General features: G+C 72.6%; 14 protein-coding genes. 4 read left to right on the plus strand and 10 right to left on the minus strand.

The genetic code is table 11. From position 1 onward, the window contains the following. Positions 1 to 4: 4 nt before the first annotated feature. Entirely contained in the window at positions 5 to 520 is a 516-nt protein-coding gene (locus tag G5C51_RS32240; protein WP_165242606.1) for a MarR family winged helix-turn-helix transcriptional regulator, read from the minus strand. Positions 521 to 603: 83 nt separating this feature from the next. On the opposite strand from G5C51_RS32240, the gene G5C51_RS32245 reads away from it, so the two are divergent. After that, complete coding sequence (locus tag G5C51_RS32245) at positions 604 to 1,149, plus strand: YceI family protein (protein WP_165242608.1); 546 nt, start codon at positions 604 to 606, stop codon at positions 1,147 to 1,149. Between the two features lie 108 nt (positions 1,150 to 1,257). Here G5C51_RS32245 and panD read toward each other — a convergent pair whose 3' ends face one another. Next, complete coding sequence (panD, locus tag G5C51_RS32250; protein ID WP_165242610.1) at positions 1,258 to 1,674, minus strand: aspartate 1-decarboxylase; 417 nt, start codon at positions 1,672 to 1,674, stop codon at positions 1,258 to 1,260. A gap of 200 nt (positions 1,675 to 1,874) precedes the next feature. Here panD and G5C51_RS32255 point away from each other — a divergent pair, with 200 nt between their 5' ends. Then, complete coding sequence (locus G5C51_RS32255; protein ID WP_165242612.1) at positions 1,875 to 2,768, plus strand: polysaccharide deacetylase family protein; 894 nt, start codon at positions 1,875 to 1,877, stop codon at positions 2,766 to 2,768. Here the strand turns inward: G5C51_RS32255 and G5C51_RS32260 are convergent. Next, positions 2,765 to 3,718 (minus strand): Gfo/Idh/MocA family oxidoreductase, encoded by a 954-nt coding sequence (locus G5C51_RS32260; RefSeq protein ID WP_165242614.1) that lies wholly within the window; start codon positions 3,716 to 3,718, stop codon positions 2,765 to 2,767. The genes G5C51_RS32255 and G5C51_RS32260 overlap by 4 nt on opposite strands. Before the next feature lie 108 nt (positions 3,719 to 3,826). On the opposite strand from G5C51_RS32260, the gene G5C51_RS32265 reads away from it, so the two are divergent. After that, positions 3,827 to 5,179, plus strand: coding sequence for a hypothetical protein (locus G5C51_RS32265; protein ID WP_165242616.1), 1,353 nt, complete (start codon positions 3,827 to 3,829; stop codon positions 5,177 to 5,179). Between the two features lie 6 nt (positions 5,180 to 5,185). Here G5C51_RS32265 and G5C51_RS32270 read toward each other — a convergent pair whose 3' ends face one another. From G5C51_RS32270 to iolC, 7 genes are all read right to left on the minus strand, one after another. Beyond that, a complete protein-coding gene (locus G5C51_RS32270) occupies positions 5,186 to 6,904 on the minus strand; it encodes an NAD-binding protein (RefSeq protein ID WP_165242618.1) in 1,719 nt (572 codons plus the stop codon). 54 nt (positions 6,905 to 6,958) lie between these two features. After that, the gene (locus tag G5C51_RS32275) at positions 6,959 to 8,584 is read right to left on the minus strand and encodes a vWA domain-containing protein (protein ID WP_338118379.1); all 1,626 of its coding nucleotides are present in this window, start codon (positions 8,582 to 8,584) and stop codon (positions 6,959 to 6,961) included. 157 nt (positions 8,585 to 8,741) lie between these two features. Next, the gene (locus tag G5C51_RS32280; RefSeq protein ID WP_165242620.1) at positions 8,742 to 8,972 is read right to left on the minus strand and encodes an Rv0909 family putative TA system antitoxin; all 231 of its coding nucleotides are present in this window, start codon (positions 8,970 to 8,972) and stop codon (positions 8,742 to 8,744) included. 149 nt (positions 8,973 to 9,121) lie between these two features. After that, a complete protein-coding gene (locus G5C51_RS32285; protein WP_165242622.1) occupies positions 9,122 to 10,615 on the minus strand; it encodes a CoA-acylating methylmalonate-semialdehyde dehydrogenase in 1,494 nt (497 codons plus the stop codon). Positions 10,616 to 10,640: 25 nt separating this feature from the next. Continuing rightward, positions 10,641 to 12,497: a 3D-(3,5/4)-trihydroxycyclohexane-1,2-dione acylhydrolase (decyclizing) gene (gene iolD / locus G5C51_RS32290; RefSeq protein WP_165242624.1), complete on the minus strand. Its 1,857-nt coding sequence runs from the start codon at positions 12,495 to 12,497 to the stop codon at positions 10,641 to 10,643. Beyond that, entirely contained in the window at positions 12,494 to 13,405 is a 912-nt protein-coding gene (iolB, locus tag G5C51_RS32295; RefSeq protein WP_165242626.1) for a 5-deoxy-glucuronate isomerase, read from the minus strand. The genes iolD and iolB overlap by 4 nt, the downstream gene beginning before the upstream one ends. Beyond that, positions 13,402 to 14,361, minus strand: a complete 960-nt coding sequence (gene iolC / locus G5C51_RS32300) for a 5-dehydro-2-deoxygluconokinase (RefSeq protein WP_165242628.1) — start codon at positions 14,359 to 14,361, stop codon at positions 13,402 to 13,404. Before iolC ends, iolB begins: the two co-directional genes overlap by 4 nt. Before the next feature lie 240 nt (positions 14,362 to 14,601). Here iolC and G5C51_RS32305 point away from each other — a divergent pair. Continuing rightward, positions 14,602 to 14,792, plus strand: a 191-nt coding sequence (locus G5C51_RS32305; protein ID WP_165242630.1) for a MerR family DNA-binding transcriptional regulator, incomplete at its 3' end; no start/stop codon positions are given.

A 14,792-nucleotide genomic window follows, 5' to 3' on the forward strand; every position in this document is an offset into this window, starting at 1 on the left:
CCCGTCAGACTTCCGTAACGGCCTCCGCCGCGAACTCCTCCGCGATCGCCTTCTCGCACGCCGGCCGCATCCCGGCGGCCACCGCCTCTGCGATCTCCCCCAGCGCCTTCACCTGCTCCTCGGTCAGCGGGTCGAACAGCCGCTCCCGCACCTCCGTCACATGCCCGGGCGCGGCCTCCTCCAGCGCCGCCATCCCCGTATCGGTCAGCCGGGCCACGGCCCCGCGCCGGTCACCGTCGGCCGGACATCGGCTCACGTAACCGCTCTTCTCCAGCGCGGCCACCGCATGCGACAGCCGACTGCGCGAGGACCGGACCAGCTCGGCCAGCTCCCCCATACGCAGACAGTGATCGGGGGCCTCGGAGAGCATCACCAGGATCTCGTAGTACGCCACGGGCATCCCGGAGTCGCGGCGCAGCTGCCGGTCCAGGTGGGCGTTGAAGTCGTTGAACGCCTGCATGAAGGTGCGCCACACCTTCTGCTCCTCCGCTGACAGCCAGCGCGTCTCACTCTCATTCATGTGTCCAGCATAACCACTGCTTGAACTCTCAACTAGTGGGTGCTACGTTAGATGAGAGTTCAACGACCACAAGGAGCCCCCTCATGACCACCGCCACCACCATCCCCGGCTACCTGACCGGCACCTGGACCATTGACCCGATCCACTCGGACGCCTCCTTCACCGTCCGCCACCTGGGCATCTCGAAGGTCCGCGGCCGCTTCGACAATGTCGAGGGCACGATCGTCACCGCCGAGAACCCGCTCGAGTCCTCGGTCACGGCCACGATCCCGGCCGCGTCGGTGAACACGAACAACGACCAGCGCGACGCCCACGTCCGCGCCGAGGACTTCCTCGATGTCGAGAACCACCCGACCCTGACCTTCCGCTCGACCGGCGTCCGCGCCCAGGACGAGGAGACCTTCCTGGTCGACGGCGACCTGACGCTGCGCGGCGTGACCCGCCCGACGACCCTCAAGGTCGAGATCGGCGGCTTCGGCGACGGCCTGCAGGGCGGCAAGGTCATCGGCCTCTCGGCCTCGACCGAGATCAACCGCAAGGACTTCGGCATCACCGGCGGCCCGGCCGGCGCCGCCGTCAGCGAGAAGATCACCATCTCGCTGGACATCGAGGCCGTGCAGGGCGCCTGACGGCGCGGGAAACGCGAACAAACGCCGGACGGGCTGTCTCTCGACAGCCCGTCCGGCGTTTGAGGACTCCGCGCGAAGCGCGGATGCCGCGCCGCAGGCGCGAAGAGCTCAGGCCGACGGCACGTCACCGCGGCGGGTGCCGCTCCCCGGCACCGGCTCACCCGGGTCCGACCCGAGTCGCACCGCGCGGTTGTCGCCGTCCACGTGGACGATGCGCGGTTCCAGCGCCTTCGCCTCGGCGTCGTCCACCATCCCGTAGCTGATGATGATCACCAGGTCGCCGGGGCTGATCAGCCGGGCAGCGGCGCCGTTGATCCCGATCACGCCGGAGTCCCGCGGGCCGGTCAGCACATAGGTCGTCAGCCGCGCCCCGTTGTTGATGTCGACGACATCCACCTGCTCGCCGGGCAGCAGATCCGCCGCCTCCATCAGGTCCTCGCTGATCGTGATCGACCCGACGTAGTGCAGGTCCGCCTGCGTCACCGTGGCGCGGTGGATCTTCGACTTCAGCATGGTCCTGAACACGGCGTGACCTCGTCAAAAGGGAGTCGGGGACAAGCCAGGTTAACCGCCGGGTAGCCGTCTCCCCACGCCCTCGACCGGCAACTGTGAGCGAGAACACCGGCGCCGCACCCCCGCAACCCCACGGCATCCAGCCGAGTGCTCTGCCATTAACACGCGTGTCGCTCGTCCCACCCCCCGCCACACCGTGAGACCCATACGTCATGAAATATGACAAATGGGCTGAACGCGTCCCCATCCGCAGCGCCACCCGCCGTACCGCCCTCCGGGCCGCCCTGGCCCTGGGCATCGCCGGAGGCTTCAGCCTCCTGCACGCCCCCGCCCACACTCCCCGCTCGAACGCCCCGCTCCGCGGCACCACGGACCCCAAGCCCGGCGCCAAGCCCGCCGCGGGCGCGGCCGCCGGGAGAGCCGAGAGCGCGTACCGCCTCTCACCGAGCACCGGCGGCCCGCTCCGGCAGGCGGCCCCGGCCCCGCTGGGCGCTCCCTGGCGCCCCGTGGCCGTCCGCCCGCAGGCCCACGAAACGCTCCGCGAAGGCGGCCACAAGATGGCCCTGACCTTCGACGACGGGCCGCACCCCACCCAGACGAAGGCGGTCCTGCGGATCCTCCGCCGGCACGGCGTGCGGGCCACGTTCTTCGTCATCGGCGAGAACGCCGCCGCCAACCCCGACCTGCTCCGCGCCATCGCCGCGGACGGCCACCTCGTCGGCAACCACTCCTACACCCACCCCCAGCTCGACCTCATCGAGACGAGCCGGGTCCGTACGGAGCTCAGCCGCACCTGCGATGTGATCGACAAGACCCTCCGCCAGCCGCCCCGGCTGGCCAGAGCCCCGTACGGCATGTGGGACAAACGCGGCCTGAAGATCTGCGCCGCCCTGCAGATGGAGCCCTTCCAGTGGTCCATCGACACCAACGACTGGGCCGAGCCGGGCCGGCACTCGATCACCGCCTCCGTGCTCGACGGCGCTCACCCCGGCGCGATCGTGCTGGCGCACGACGGCGGCGGGGACCGCTGGCAGACGGTCGACGCGCTCGAGTACTACCTGCCCCGGCTGCTCGACGAGGGGTACACGATGGTGCAGCCCGCCTAGCCGGCGCCGTTGACCCGCGCGTCGATGTCCAGGGTGAACCGGAGCGCGTCGAGCACGCTCTCAGGACCGATCTCGTTCCCGGCCTCGCCGCGGATGCATGCCAGCACGTGGTCGATCATCGCGCGGTACTGGTCCGCCGGCGGCAGCTCCACGTCGCGCACGCCGTCGGGCGTGTACGCGGTGAGGGCGCCGGCCGGCTTGCCGTCGAAGCCCATCGTGGAGCGGGATTCGAGCACCCCGCCGCTGAAGGTGGCGGTGTAGCCGCCGCGCGCGCCCCACGGCATGGGCATCAGGGCGGATACGGAGGCGCGGGCCAGCGCGCCTCCGCTGCCGCCGTCGAAGCCCATGACGGCCTCGACGGCGGCGTGGTCGTCCTCGCGGGCGACGGTGGCGACGTCCAGCCGCGCCGGGCGGCCGAGGGTGCGCGTGATGATGTCCATGTCGCTGTGCATGGCCTCCAGCGGGAGCGTCTTGAGGCCCAGGGACGCGCCCGGCCAGAGCGGTGCGGTCCGGTTCCACAGCGACAGCTGCTCGAGGCGCCCGTACGTGCCCGCGCGGACGGCGTCGAAGAGCGCCCGGTTGGCCGGGATGAACCGCTCGAACATGTCCACGAAGACCTGCTTCCCGCCCCGCCCGGCGGCCTCGGCGACCTGCCGCGCCTCGTCGAGCCCGCCCGCCAGCGGCAGCTCGACCAGCGCGTGCTTGCCCGCGTCCAGCGCCCGCAGCGCGTACTCGGCGTGCAGCGGCACCGGCAGGCAGATGTCGACCAGGTCGAAGTCCTCCTCGAAGGCCCGGTCATAGTCCGTAGCGGCCTCGCAGCCGAACTCCCCGGCCACCCGGGCGGTCTTCTCCGGATCCCGCCCGAACATCACCACCTCGACGTCCCCGCGCGCGGCATAGACAGCCGCGTGCGCCTGGCCAAAGCCCGTACCCAGCAGTGCGATCTTCACGAGTGCTCCTTTACGCGTCCGGGCTTTCGACGCTAGGAGCCTTTTAGGACGGCTCACGTCCTAGCTCCTCGCGTGGCGGGTACTCGGCCACTCGGGAAGGATGGTCACATGAGGCGTTTCATGCGGCTTCTGCCCGTACTGCTCCTGGCGCTGCTCGCCGGGCTCACCGGCGGCGCGTCCGTGGCGCAGGCGCAGACGGCTACCCAGGACGATCTGCGGTCGGTCGCCGATGCGCTGAAGAAGAGTCCGGTGTACGTGCACCCGGACGCGCGGGATCAGATGTCGCGGGCGCGGCAGGACGCGCTGACGGATGAGATCAAGGACGCGAACCGGCCGGTGTTCGTGGCGGTGCTGCCGGATGAGCCGCCGTTCCGCGGCGAGGTGGCACGGAACCTGCGCGCGACGACCGGTATCGCCGGCGTCTACGCGGTGCAGCGCGGAGACCAGTTCGGCGCGGGGTCCGACCCCCGTGTGATGTCGCCGCGGGCACGGGAGAACCTGCTCAGCGCCGTTCAGGCCGGGGAGGGCGACGACGCCTCCGCCCAGCTCACCTCGTTCGTCGACCAGGCCACCCAGCAGGCCCGCGGCCGCGCCCCCTCCGGCTGGGGCGTCGACAGCGGCGGTGTCGGTACGGGCGGGGCGCTGGTGCTCGGGCTGATCATTCTGGCCGCCGCGCTCGGCACGTTCTTCGTCTACCGGCGCGGCAAGCAGCGCAAGGCGGCGCAGGAGCGGGCCGAGCTGGAGCGGCTGCGGGTGGTGGTCGACGAGGACATCACCGCCTTCGGCGAGGAGCTCAACCGGATCAACTACAACCCGGCAGACCCGGCCGCGGACAACGACTCCCGGCAGGACTACGCGACGGCGCTCGACGCGTACGAGACCGCGAAGTCGCGGATGGACAACGCGCGCCGTCCGGCCGACGTGCAGGGCGTCACCAAGTCCCTCGAGGAGGGCCGCTTCGCCCTCGCCACGCTCGACGCGCGGCGCACCGGGGCGCCGCTGCCCGAGCGGCGGGCGCCGTGCTTCTTCGACCCGCGGCACGGGCCGTCCGTGGAGGACGTGCAGTGGGCGCCGCCGGGTGGCGCGGCGCGGATGGTGCCGGCCTGCGCGGCGGATGCCGCGGTGGTGGCCGACGGCGGGATGCCCGACTCGCGGACGGTGGAGACCGCGCACGGGCGGCAGCCGTACTGGAACGCGGGTCCCGCGTATGCGCCGTGGGCGGGCGGCTACTTCGGTGGCGGGATGCTGCCGGGGCTGCTGATGGGCACGATGCTGGGGCAGATGATGTTCGCGCCGGGCGCGTGGGCGGCCGGCGGTGACTACGGCGCCGGAGGCGCCGAGGGCGGCGACTACACCGGGTCGGACTTCGACAGCGGCGACTTCGGCGGGTTCGGGGGTGGAGGCGACTTCGGGGGCGGCGGCGACTTCGGCGGCGGCGGCGGGTTCGGCGGGGACTTCTGAGCGGGGCTACGGCTGAGGTTCCCGCCGCCGTCCCAGCAGGTCGCCCAGCCCCTGCCGGGTAGCCGCCAGCACCACCCCGTCGCCCGCCTGCAGTACGTATCCGGGGTGCGGGGCCCACACCAGGTCCTTCTCGCCCGTGGCCAGGTTCAGGGCGACCACGCGCCAGGAGCCCGGCCGGAAGGCCTCCGCCACCGTGCGGTCCTCGAATTCCGGGTGGCCCGCTACTTCCACCGAGGCCAGCACCAGCACCCGGCGCTCGACGCCGATCGCGCCGATGATCTGGCGGCCCATCATCGCCCCGGCGAAGGACGACGCCGCCAGCTTCGACACCGAGCGGCTGCGGGTCTGGCCGAAGGGGTGGCGGTCGCGGAGGGTGCGGTAGACCGCCGTGGCGAAGGCGTCGTCGCGGATGCGGAGGACGGCCCGTAGCGAAGGATTCTGGGCGCGGGCGCCCAGGACGGCCTCCAGGTTCGTCGAGTCGTCGCTGGTGACCGCGAGCAGCGCCTGCGCGTGCCGGGCCCGGGTCGCCGCCATCACCTCGTCGTCCGTCACGTCGCCGATCACCGTGGGCACGTGCAGCCGCCGCGCCACCGCCACCCCGCGCGCCGCCGGGTCGGCCTCCACGCACACCACCGGGATGCCCAGGTCGTGCAGGCCGTTGAGCACCCGGGTGCCGATCTTGCCGAGGCCGAGCAGCACCACGTGACCGGTGATGCCGCGCGGCGGCCGCCGCAGCGTGGTGGCGGTGCGGAAGGTGCCCAGCGCCTCCAGCGCCGCCGCGACCAGGACCGGCAGCAACAGCAGGCCGACGAGGCCGGAGAGCAGCTGCAGGACCTGCCGCCCCGGACCTTCGCCGAGCGCCGGGTCGTTGATGCCGAAGAGGTCGAGGATCGAGAGATACGCCGAGTGCAGCGGCGACTCGCCGACCACGAGCGAGGAGACCAGCGCCAGCACCCCCACCGCGCCCACCAGCGCCGCCACCGTCCAGCCCAGCCGCCGCGACAGCAGCGAGCGCAGCGGCAGCCCCATCCGGGCGGGCCGCCAGGAGGGCGCCACCCGCTCCGCCTCCGCGGGCGCCACCGCCTCCAGCACCACCGTCCGCCGCCCCACGTCCGCGGCCTCCGCCGCCTCCTGCTCGTCCGGCAGCAGCCGCGGGCCCTCGGCCTCCCGGCCCGGCACCGGCAGCAGCGCGAGGGTGCACAGCGCCGGCTCCGGCTGCGGGCCGACCGCGACCGGGGCCCGCTCGGCGGCCCGCAGCAGCACGCCGGCCGCGCTGATCACCTTCGTGGTGCCGGTGACCGCGGCCGCCACCAGCGCCGGAGTCGCTGTGTCGGCGTCGGAGAGGACGGTGGTGTACGCCTCCGCGCCGGCCCCGTCGGCCCCGACCGGCGGGTCGAGCAACTCCTGCAGGTAGTCGCCGAGTTTGCGGTTGTAGAGGCGGATCACCAGGCGCAGGTCGGGGTTGAGGCGGCGGGCACGCAGGGCCGCGTGCACATTGGTCTGGTCGTCGTCGTAGACCAGCGCGAGCGCGGCCGCCCGCCGTACGCCCGCTCCCCCGAAGGCGCGGTCGTCCGGCGGGTCCTGCAGCAGGTGCACGTCCGTGCGGTAGGCGTCGCGCAGTTCGTCGGCGATGGCCTCGGCGAGCGCGTCGTCGCCGCAGACCACCAGGTGGCCGGAGGGCAGCGGCGGCCGGGCGGGCGGGATCTGATCGGGGCGTACGGTCACGCCCCCTAGATTGCCTTGCCGGCCGCAACTGCCGCATCACCAACACCAGTCGGGTCAGCCCGCGACCTCGGCGGCCTTGCGTACCGTCTCCGCCAGCTCCTCGACCTGCCGGGAGCCGGTCTGCTCGGCCAGGGCACCGGACCGTTCGACGAGCTCGTCGACCGTGGGCGCGCCGGGCAGCGGCTGCGTCTGGGCGCTGTCCGGGACAGTCCCGGACCCCGACCCCGACCTCAGCTTCGTCTTCGGTACGGCGGACTCCGGCGAAGCGCTCGGCCCCGCCCCGTCGTCCGTCGACCGCCCGCGCAGCGCGTCCGCGAAGTATGCGGCGAGCGCGTCCACCTGCAGCGACGTATCCGCCGCGCCCCACAGCCTGCCGCCCAGCGTGGCCGCCTCGACCTGGCTGGACTCCTCGTGCGGCGCCCGCGTCTTCGGGTCCAGCCAGCGCACGGTCGCGGTGGCGACGTGCCCGCCCGCGCCCTCCTTCAGCCGGACCGCGTACAGCGCGGTGACGGTGTGGCCAGGCCCGATCTCGCCGCCGTCGACGGCGTCGTTGCGGAAGTCCTGGTCCGCGACCTGACGGTTCTCGTAGCCGATGAGCCGGTGGTCGGCGACCGTCTGCGGGTCGAAGGCCACCTGCGCCTTGGCGTCCCTGGCGCGCAGCTCGATGTGCCGCGGCAGCTCCTCGGTGAAGACCCGGCGGGCGGACTTCCGGTCGGATACGTAACTGGTGTGGCCGTCACCGCGGTTGGTGAGCCGCTCCATGAAGGCGTCGCCGTAGTCGCTGCCGACGCCGACGCCGAAGAGGGTGATGCCGTGCGCGCGGCGGGCGTCCGCGATGCGTTCGAGGATGTTGTCGGCGTCGGTGGCGCCGGTGTTGGCGAGCGCGTCGGAGAGCAGCACGACGCGGTTGGTGGTGCCCTCGCGGACGCCGTCGACGGCGACGTCGTAGCCCTGCCGGATGCCCGCCTCGACGTTGGTGCTGTCGGTGGGCCGCAGCTGCTCCACGGCGTCGCGCATCCGCTCCCTGCCGCCGTCCCCCATCGGCGTCATCGGCAGCACGGTGCGGGCCTCGTCGGAGAACGCGACGATGGCGGCGGAGTCCTCCGCGCGCAGCTCGCCCGCGGTGGTGTCCAGCGCGTCCCGTACGAGATCGAGCCGGCCCGTCTCGGACATCGAGCCGGAGACGTCCACGACGAAGGTGAGCGAGGCGGGCGGCCGGCGGGTCCGCTCGGCGTCCTGGGTGGCCAGCCCGACGCGCATCAGCGACCAGCCGTCCTGGCCGGTCCGCGCGCCGTCGGTGGAGACGGAGAAGCCATTGCCCTCGGGCCGCGGGTAGTCCTGCCGGAAGCTGTTGACGAACTCCTCGTGCCGCACGGTCTCCGGCGCCGGCAGCCGGCCCGCGGCGATGGTGCGGCGGGCGTAGCTGTACGAGGCGGTGTCGACGTCGAGGCCGAAGGTGGACAGCAGGTCGGGCTGCTGGGTGGGGGCGATGCCCTTCTGCTCCTGGGCGGCGTCACCCTGGTCGCGCGGCTCGCCGTCGAAGCCGCCGGCGGGCGGGGGCGGCGGTGCGGCACCTTCCCCCTTACTGGCGGCGTCCTGGTTGGCGCCGCCGCCTCCCGTACACGCGGCCAGCAGGACGGCGGCGAGCGCGGCCGCCACGGCCATGATGAATCTGCGCATGATCCTCCCCCTCGGTGAGCCGGGCGTCGCTGTGACGGGGGAGGCGGAGGATCGGTTTCGGACGTGCCCGGATCGTAATCAACGGGCACGCACCAGCGCCGGACGGGCTGTCAAGCCCGTCCGGCGCTGGTGGACGAGGCGCGGAGCGCCAACAGGCCTACTTGCCGTCCTTGTTGGTGTCCTCGATGCCCAGGGCATCCTTCGCCTTGCCGGCGGTGTCCTCGATCTTCTTGGTGTGCTTGCCGCCGGTCTTCTCGTCGACCTCTTCGGCGACCGTGTCGATGCCCTCCCCCACCTTGTCCTTCACCGAGCTGCTCTTGTCGGAGTGGCCGGAGATGGCGCTCTTGGCCTCTTCGGCCTTCTTCTTGATCTCGTCCATGAGTCCCATGCGCGGGGTCTCCTCGAGGGATGGAGCGGATGGTGGTCGGCGCGGACCTCCCGTACCGGGTGGTGCGGGGAGGTAGCAGACAGTGCACCGATAATCGAACGCTAACTCCGCCGGCCGCATCCCGCAGCTCGAGCGCCGCCGCCCGCCCCTCAGCGCGAGGTGGGAAAGCCCAGGTCAACCCCGCTGTCGGAGGGGTCGGGCCAGCGCGTGGTGACCACCTTCGCCCGGGTGTAGAAGCGCACGCCTTCCTCGCCGTAGATGTGGTGGTCGCCGAAGAGCGAGTCCTTCCAGCCGCCGAACGAGTGATAGCCGACCGGCACCGGGATCGGCACGTTCACGCCGACCATCCCGGCCTCCGCCTCCAGCTGGAAGCGGCGGGCGGCGCCGCCGTCGCGGGTGAAGATGGCGGTGCCGTTGCCCCACGGCGACTCGTTGATCAGCCGCACACCGTCGTCGTACGACTCCGTCCGGACGACGACGAGGACCGGGCCGAAGATCTCGTCGCGGTACGCGTCGCTGCCGGTGTCCACCTTGTCGAGCAGGCTGATCCCGATCCAGTGCCCGTCGGCGTGCCCGTCGACGGTGAAGCCGGTGCCGTCGAGCACCACCTCGGCGCCCTGCGCGGCGGCGCCCTCGACGTAGGAGGCGACCTTGTCGCGGTGCTGCTTGGTGATCAGCGGCCCCATTTCGGAGGCGGGGTCGTCGCCGGGTCCGATACGGATCTTGGCCGCCCGCTCGCGGATCTTCTCGACCAGCTCGTCGCCGGTGGCGCCGACCGCGACCACGGCGGAGACCGCCATGCAGCGCTCGCCTGCCGACCCGTACGCGGCCGAGACCGCGGCGTCGGCGGCGGCGTCGAGGTCGGCGTCCGGGAGGACCAGCATGTGGTTCTTGGCGCCGCCGAGCGCCTGGACGCGCTTGCCGTGCTGGGTGCCGGTGGCGTGCACGTACTGGGCGATGGGGGTGGAGCCGACGAAGCTGACGGCCTTCACGTCCGGGTGGGTGAGGAGGCGGTCGACGGCGGTCTTGTCGCCGTTGACGACGTTGAACACCCCATCGGGCAGGCCGGCTTCGGCGAGCAGCTCGGCGATGCGCAGGGCCGGGGACGGGTCCTTCTCGCTCGGCTTGAGCACGAAGGTGTTCCCGCAGGCGATGGCGAGCGGGAACATCCACATCGGCACCATCGCCGGGAAGTTGAAGGGCGTGATGCCGGCGACGACACCGACCGGCTGCCGGATGGCGGACACGTCGATGCGGCTGGACACCTGCGTGGACAGCTCGCCCTTGAGCAGCTGCGGGATGCCGCAGGCGACCTCGACGATCTCGATGCCGCGGGCGAGCTCGCCGAGGGCGTCGGAGTGCACCTTGCCGTGCTCGGCGGTGATCAGCGACGCGATCTCGTCGCGGTGGGCGTTGAGCAGCTCACGGAAGCGGAAAAGCACTGCCGTGCGGGTGGCGAGCGAGGAGCTCGCCCAGTCGGCGAGGGCGGCCTTCGCCGCCGCGACGGCCTGGTCGACCTCGCCCTCGGAGGCGAAGGCGACCTCAGCGGCCTGCGCGCCGGTGGCGGGGTTGTAGACCGGCCCGTTGCGCCCGGAGGTCCCGTCGGCGCCCTTGCCGCCGATCCAGTGGCCGATGTGCTTCATGAGGTCAGGCCTTTCTCGCTAGCGATCACAGATGCCTCCGCCGCTCAGCGGCGGATCGCGTGTACTCCGCGTACGCGGCCTGCGCCGCCGCACGTTCCGAGACCGACGCCACCGGTACGTCCCACCAGGCCTGCGCCGCGGGCGCGTGCTTGTCCGGGGGCGCCGTGCGCACGTACACGCACACCGGCCCCGTGGACCTGCGGGCCGCGCCCAGGGCGTCCACCAGGTCGGCGTACGTCTGCGGGCGGCGCACCTCGAGCCCCAGGCTCTCCGCGTTCGTGGCGAGGTCCACCGGCAGCGGGTCGCCCTCGTAGCCGTCGCCGCCGCGATAGCGGTACTGCGTGGCGAAGCCCTCCGCGCCCGTCTGCTCCGACAGGCCGCCGATCGAGGCGTAGCCGGCGTTGTCGACCAGCAGCACCTTGATCGGCAGCCGCTCCTGTACGGCCGTGACCAGCTCGCCCGGGAGCATCAGATACGTGCCGTCGCCGACCAGCGCCCACACCGGGCGCTCGGGCGCGGCCAGTTGGACGCCGATCGCCGCCGGGATCTCGTAGCCCATGCACGAGTAGCCGTACTCGACGTGGTACTGGTCGGCCGACCGCGCCCGCCACAGCTTGTGCAGGTCGCCGGGCATCGACCCGGCCGCGTTGATGACGATGTCCGACGCGTCGCTGACCGTCTCCAGCGCCCCGAGCACCTGCAGCTGCGTCAGCGGGCCGCCGCTCTCGCCCGCGTACGCCGCGTCCGTCACCTCCGCCCAGGCTGCCCTGCCGACCGCGATCTCCTCCGCGTACGCCGCCGGGACCCGGTATCCGGCGAGCCCCGCCGTGAGCGCCTCGAGCCCCGCCCGCGCGTCGCCCGTCATCGGCAGCGACGCCAGCTTGTGGGCGTCGTACGACGTGATGTTGAGGCTGACGAAGCGGACGCCCGGCGCCGCGAAGAGGGTGTTCGAGGCCGTCGTGAAGTCGCTGTAGCGGGTGCCGATGCCGAGCACCACGTCGGCCGTGCGGGCGAGTTCGTCCGCGACCGCGGTGCCCGTGTGGCCGATGGCGCCGACCTCCGCCGGGTGATCGTGCAGCAGCGCGCCCTTGCCCGCCTGGGTGCAGGCGACCGGGATGCCGGTGGCCTCGGCGAAGACCGCGAGGGCCGCCTCGGCGCCGCTGTGGTGGACGCCGCCGCCGGCCACGACGAGCGGCCGGCGCGCGGTCCGTAGCAGCTCCACCGCCTCGGCCACGGAACGCGCGTCCGGGACCGGCCGGTCGATCCGCCACACCCGCTCGGCGAAGAACTCCTCCGGCCAGTCGTAGCTCTCCGCCTGCACGTCCTGCGGCAGCGCGAGCGTGACGGCGCCGGTCTCGGCGGGGTCGGCGAGGACCCGCATGGCCTGCAGCGCGGCCGGGATGAGCGCCTCGGGGCGGGTGACGCGGTCGAAGTAGCGGGACACCGGGCGGAGGGTGTCGTTCACCGACACATCGCCCGCGTACGGGACTTCGAGCTGCTGCAGCACCGGGTCGGCGGGGCGGGTGGCGAAGGTGTCGCCGGGGAGCAGCAGGACCGGGAGCCGGTTGATGGTGGCGAGGGCGGCGCCGGTGACGAGGTTCGTCGCGCCCGGCCCGATGGAGGTCGTCACGGCGTGTGCGGAGAGGCGGTTCGACTGGCGCGCGTAGCCGACGGCCGCGTGCACCATCGCCTGTTCGTTACGGCCCTGGTGGAAGGGCATCGCGTCGCCGCCGGTCTCGACGAGCGCCTGGCCGAGCCCGGCCACGTTCCCGTGCCCGAAGATGCCCCACGTCGCCGCGATAAGGCGGTGCCGCTCGCCGTCCCGCTCGGTGTGCTGCGCGGCGAGGAAGCGGACGAGCGCCTGGGCGGTGGTGAGCCTCATGCGATCTCGCCTCCATCTGCGGAATCAGCAGCTTCTGTCATCGGCAGACGCGGATCCACTTGCCGATCGCCCCATTCGCTGCGGATCCACGCGTGCTCCGGATGATCGCAGATCAGCCATTCGCGGTCCACCCCCGGTCCGGCCATGACGTTGAGGTAGTACATGGCATTGCCCGGCGCGGCGATGGAAGGGCCGTGCCAGCCGTCCGGGATGAGCACCGCGTCGCCGCTGCGGACCTCGGCGAGGACGTCCGTATTACGGCCGTGGCCGGAGGGCGAGACGCGGTGGTAGCCGAGGCCGGGGGTGCGGTCCGGGCCGTCCGCGATCTCGAAGTAATAGATCTCCTCCAGCTCGGACTCCTCGCCCGGGCGGTGCTCGTCGTGCTTGTGGGGCGGATACGACGACCAGTTGCCGCCCGGCGTGAGCACCTCGACGGCGATCAGGCGGTCGCATTCGAAGACCCCGGCCGCGCCGAAGTTGTTGACCTGCCGGGAGCAGTTCCCGGCGCCGCGCAGCTCCACCGGGACGGCGCCCGCGGGTCCGTAGCGGGCGGGCAGCCGCCGCTCGCAGCGCGCGCCCGCGAGCGCGAAGCGGCCGCCGGCGCCGCTGGCGATCTGCGCGTGCGCGTCGCGCGGCACGTACGCGAAGTCGGTCACGGCGGTGAACGGGCTCTCCCGCCCGCCCAGATCGAAGATCTGCCCCTCGGTCTGCACGCTGCACCCGCCGCTCAGCGGCAGCACGATCCACTCGCTGTCCCCGGCGGCGAGGGTGTGCACGCCGCCGGGCGGGAGGGTGAGGACGCGCAGCGAGGAGTAGCCCCAGCCGGCGCTCTTCGGGTCGACGGCGAAGTCGTACGGGCCGTCACCGGCCGCCGTGCCCGCGCGGAGGTGGTACGGAGTGTCGTTCATGCGGACAAGCCTCCCCTGGTGAGCAGCGCTTCGACCGTAGCCGCGTCCGGCATCGCCGGGGAGCAGGCGAGTTCGCCGGCAACGTGCGCCCCGGCGGCGTTGGCGAAGGCGATCACCCGGCGCAGCTCCCAGCCGGCCAGCAGCCCGTGCACCAGCGCGCCGCCGAAGGCGTCGCCCGCGCCGAGGCCGTTGACGACCTGGACCGGGACGGGCGGCAGTTCGGCGGTGGTTCCGTCCCGGTGCCGGGCCAGCACGCCCTTCGGGCCCTGCTTCACCACGGCGAGGGTGACCCCGGCGGCGAGCAGGGCCTCCGCGGCGGCGTGCGGTTCGGTCTCACCGGTGGCGACCTCGCACTCCTCGAGGTTGCCGACGGCGACGGTGGCGTGCCGCAAGGCCCCGGCGTAGGAGTCGCGCGCGGCCGCCGGGTCCCGCCAGAACATCGGCCGCCAGTCCAGGTCGAACACCGTCACGTCCTGCCGCGACCTGGCCGCCAGCGCGGCCAGCGTCGCGCCGCGCGACGGCTCCTCGCAGAGGCCCGTGCCGGTCATCCAGAACACGTGCGCGGAGCGGATCGCGTCGAGGTCCAACTCGGGCGTCCGCAGCTCCAGGTCGGGCGCCTTCGGCTGCCGGTAGAAGTAGAGCGGGAAGTCGTCCGGCGGGAAGATCTCGCAGAAGGTGACAGGGGTGGGCAGCCCCGGCTCCGTACCGACGAAGACGTCGTCCACCCCGAACTGCCGCAGCTCCCGCCGCAGATACCCGCCGAACGGGTCCTCCCCCACCTTGGTGACGACCGCCGCCCGCCGCCCCAGCCGGGCGGCCGCGACGGCCACATTGGACGGCGAGCCGCCGAGGAACTTCCCGAACGTCTCGACATCTTCCAGCCCCACGCCCGTCTGCAGCGGGTAGATGTCGACGCCGATGCGGCCCATGGTGATCAGGTCGTGCGCCTGGGTCATGGGCTCCGGTCTATCCGGCGCCGGCGACGCGTGTCAATGCTTTGTCAGGACATAAGGTCAACGCCTCTCCAAGCTCCTGGACCTGAGGCGACACAGCCGTCACAACTGTCACGCTTACGCGGGTTCCCCGTAACAGCCGTACGACAGCCCCTCTCCCCTCGTCACCCAGCGTCGTTGGCCGGGCACAGGCTGACTGATCAACGCGGGCGCCACCCCCGGCGCCCCGCTGGGAGGTGCTGAATGTCCAACCGAACCCTCTGGTCGTACCGCGAGATCGCCGCGCACATCGGCGTGCAGACGGACACCGTCCGCTCCTACCGCAAGCACGGGCTGATGCCCCCACCGGACCGCGTCGAGAACGGCAAACCCCTCTGGTACGCGGACACCATCCGCCTGTCTCTTATCCACATCTCCGAGCCCAGAAGACAAGA

The organism is Streptomyces coryli (assembly GCF_011044975.1).
In the GTDB taxonomy this organism is placed as follows: Bacteria; Actinomycetota; Actinomycetes; order Streptomycetales; family Streptomycetaceae; genus Streptomyces; species Streptomyces coryli.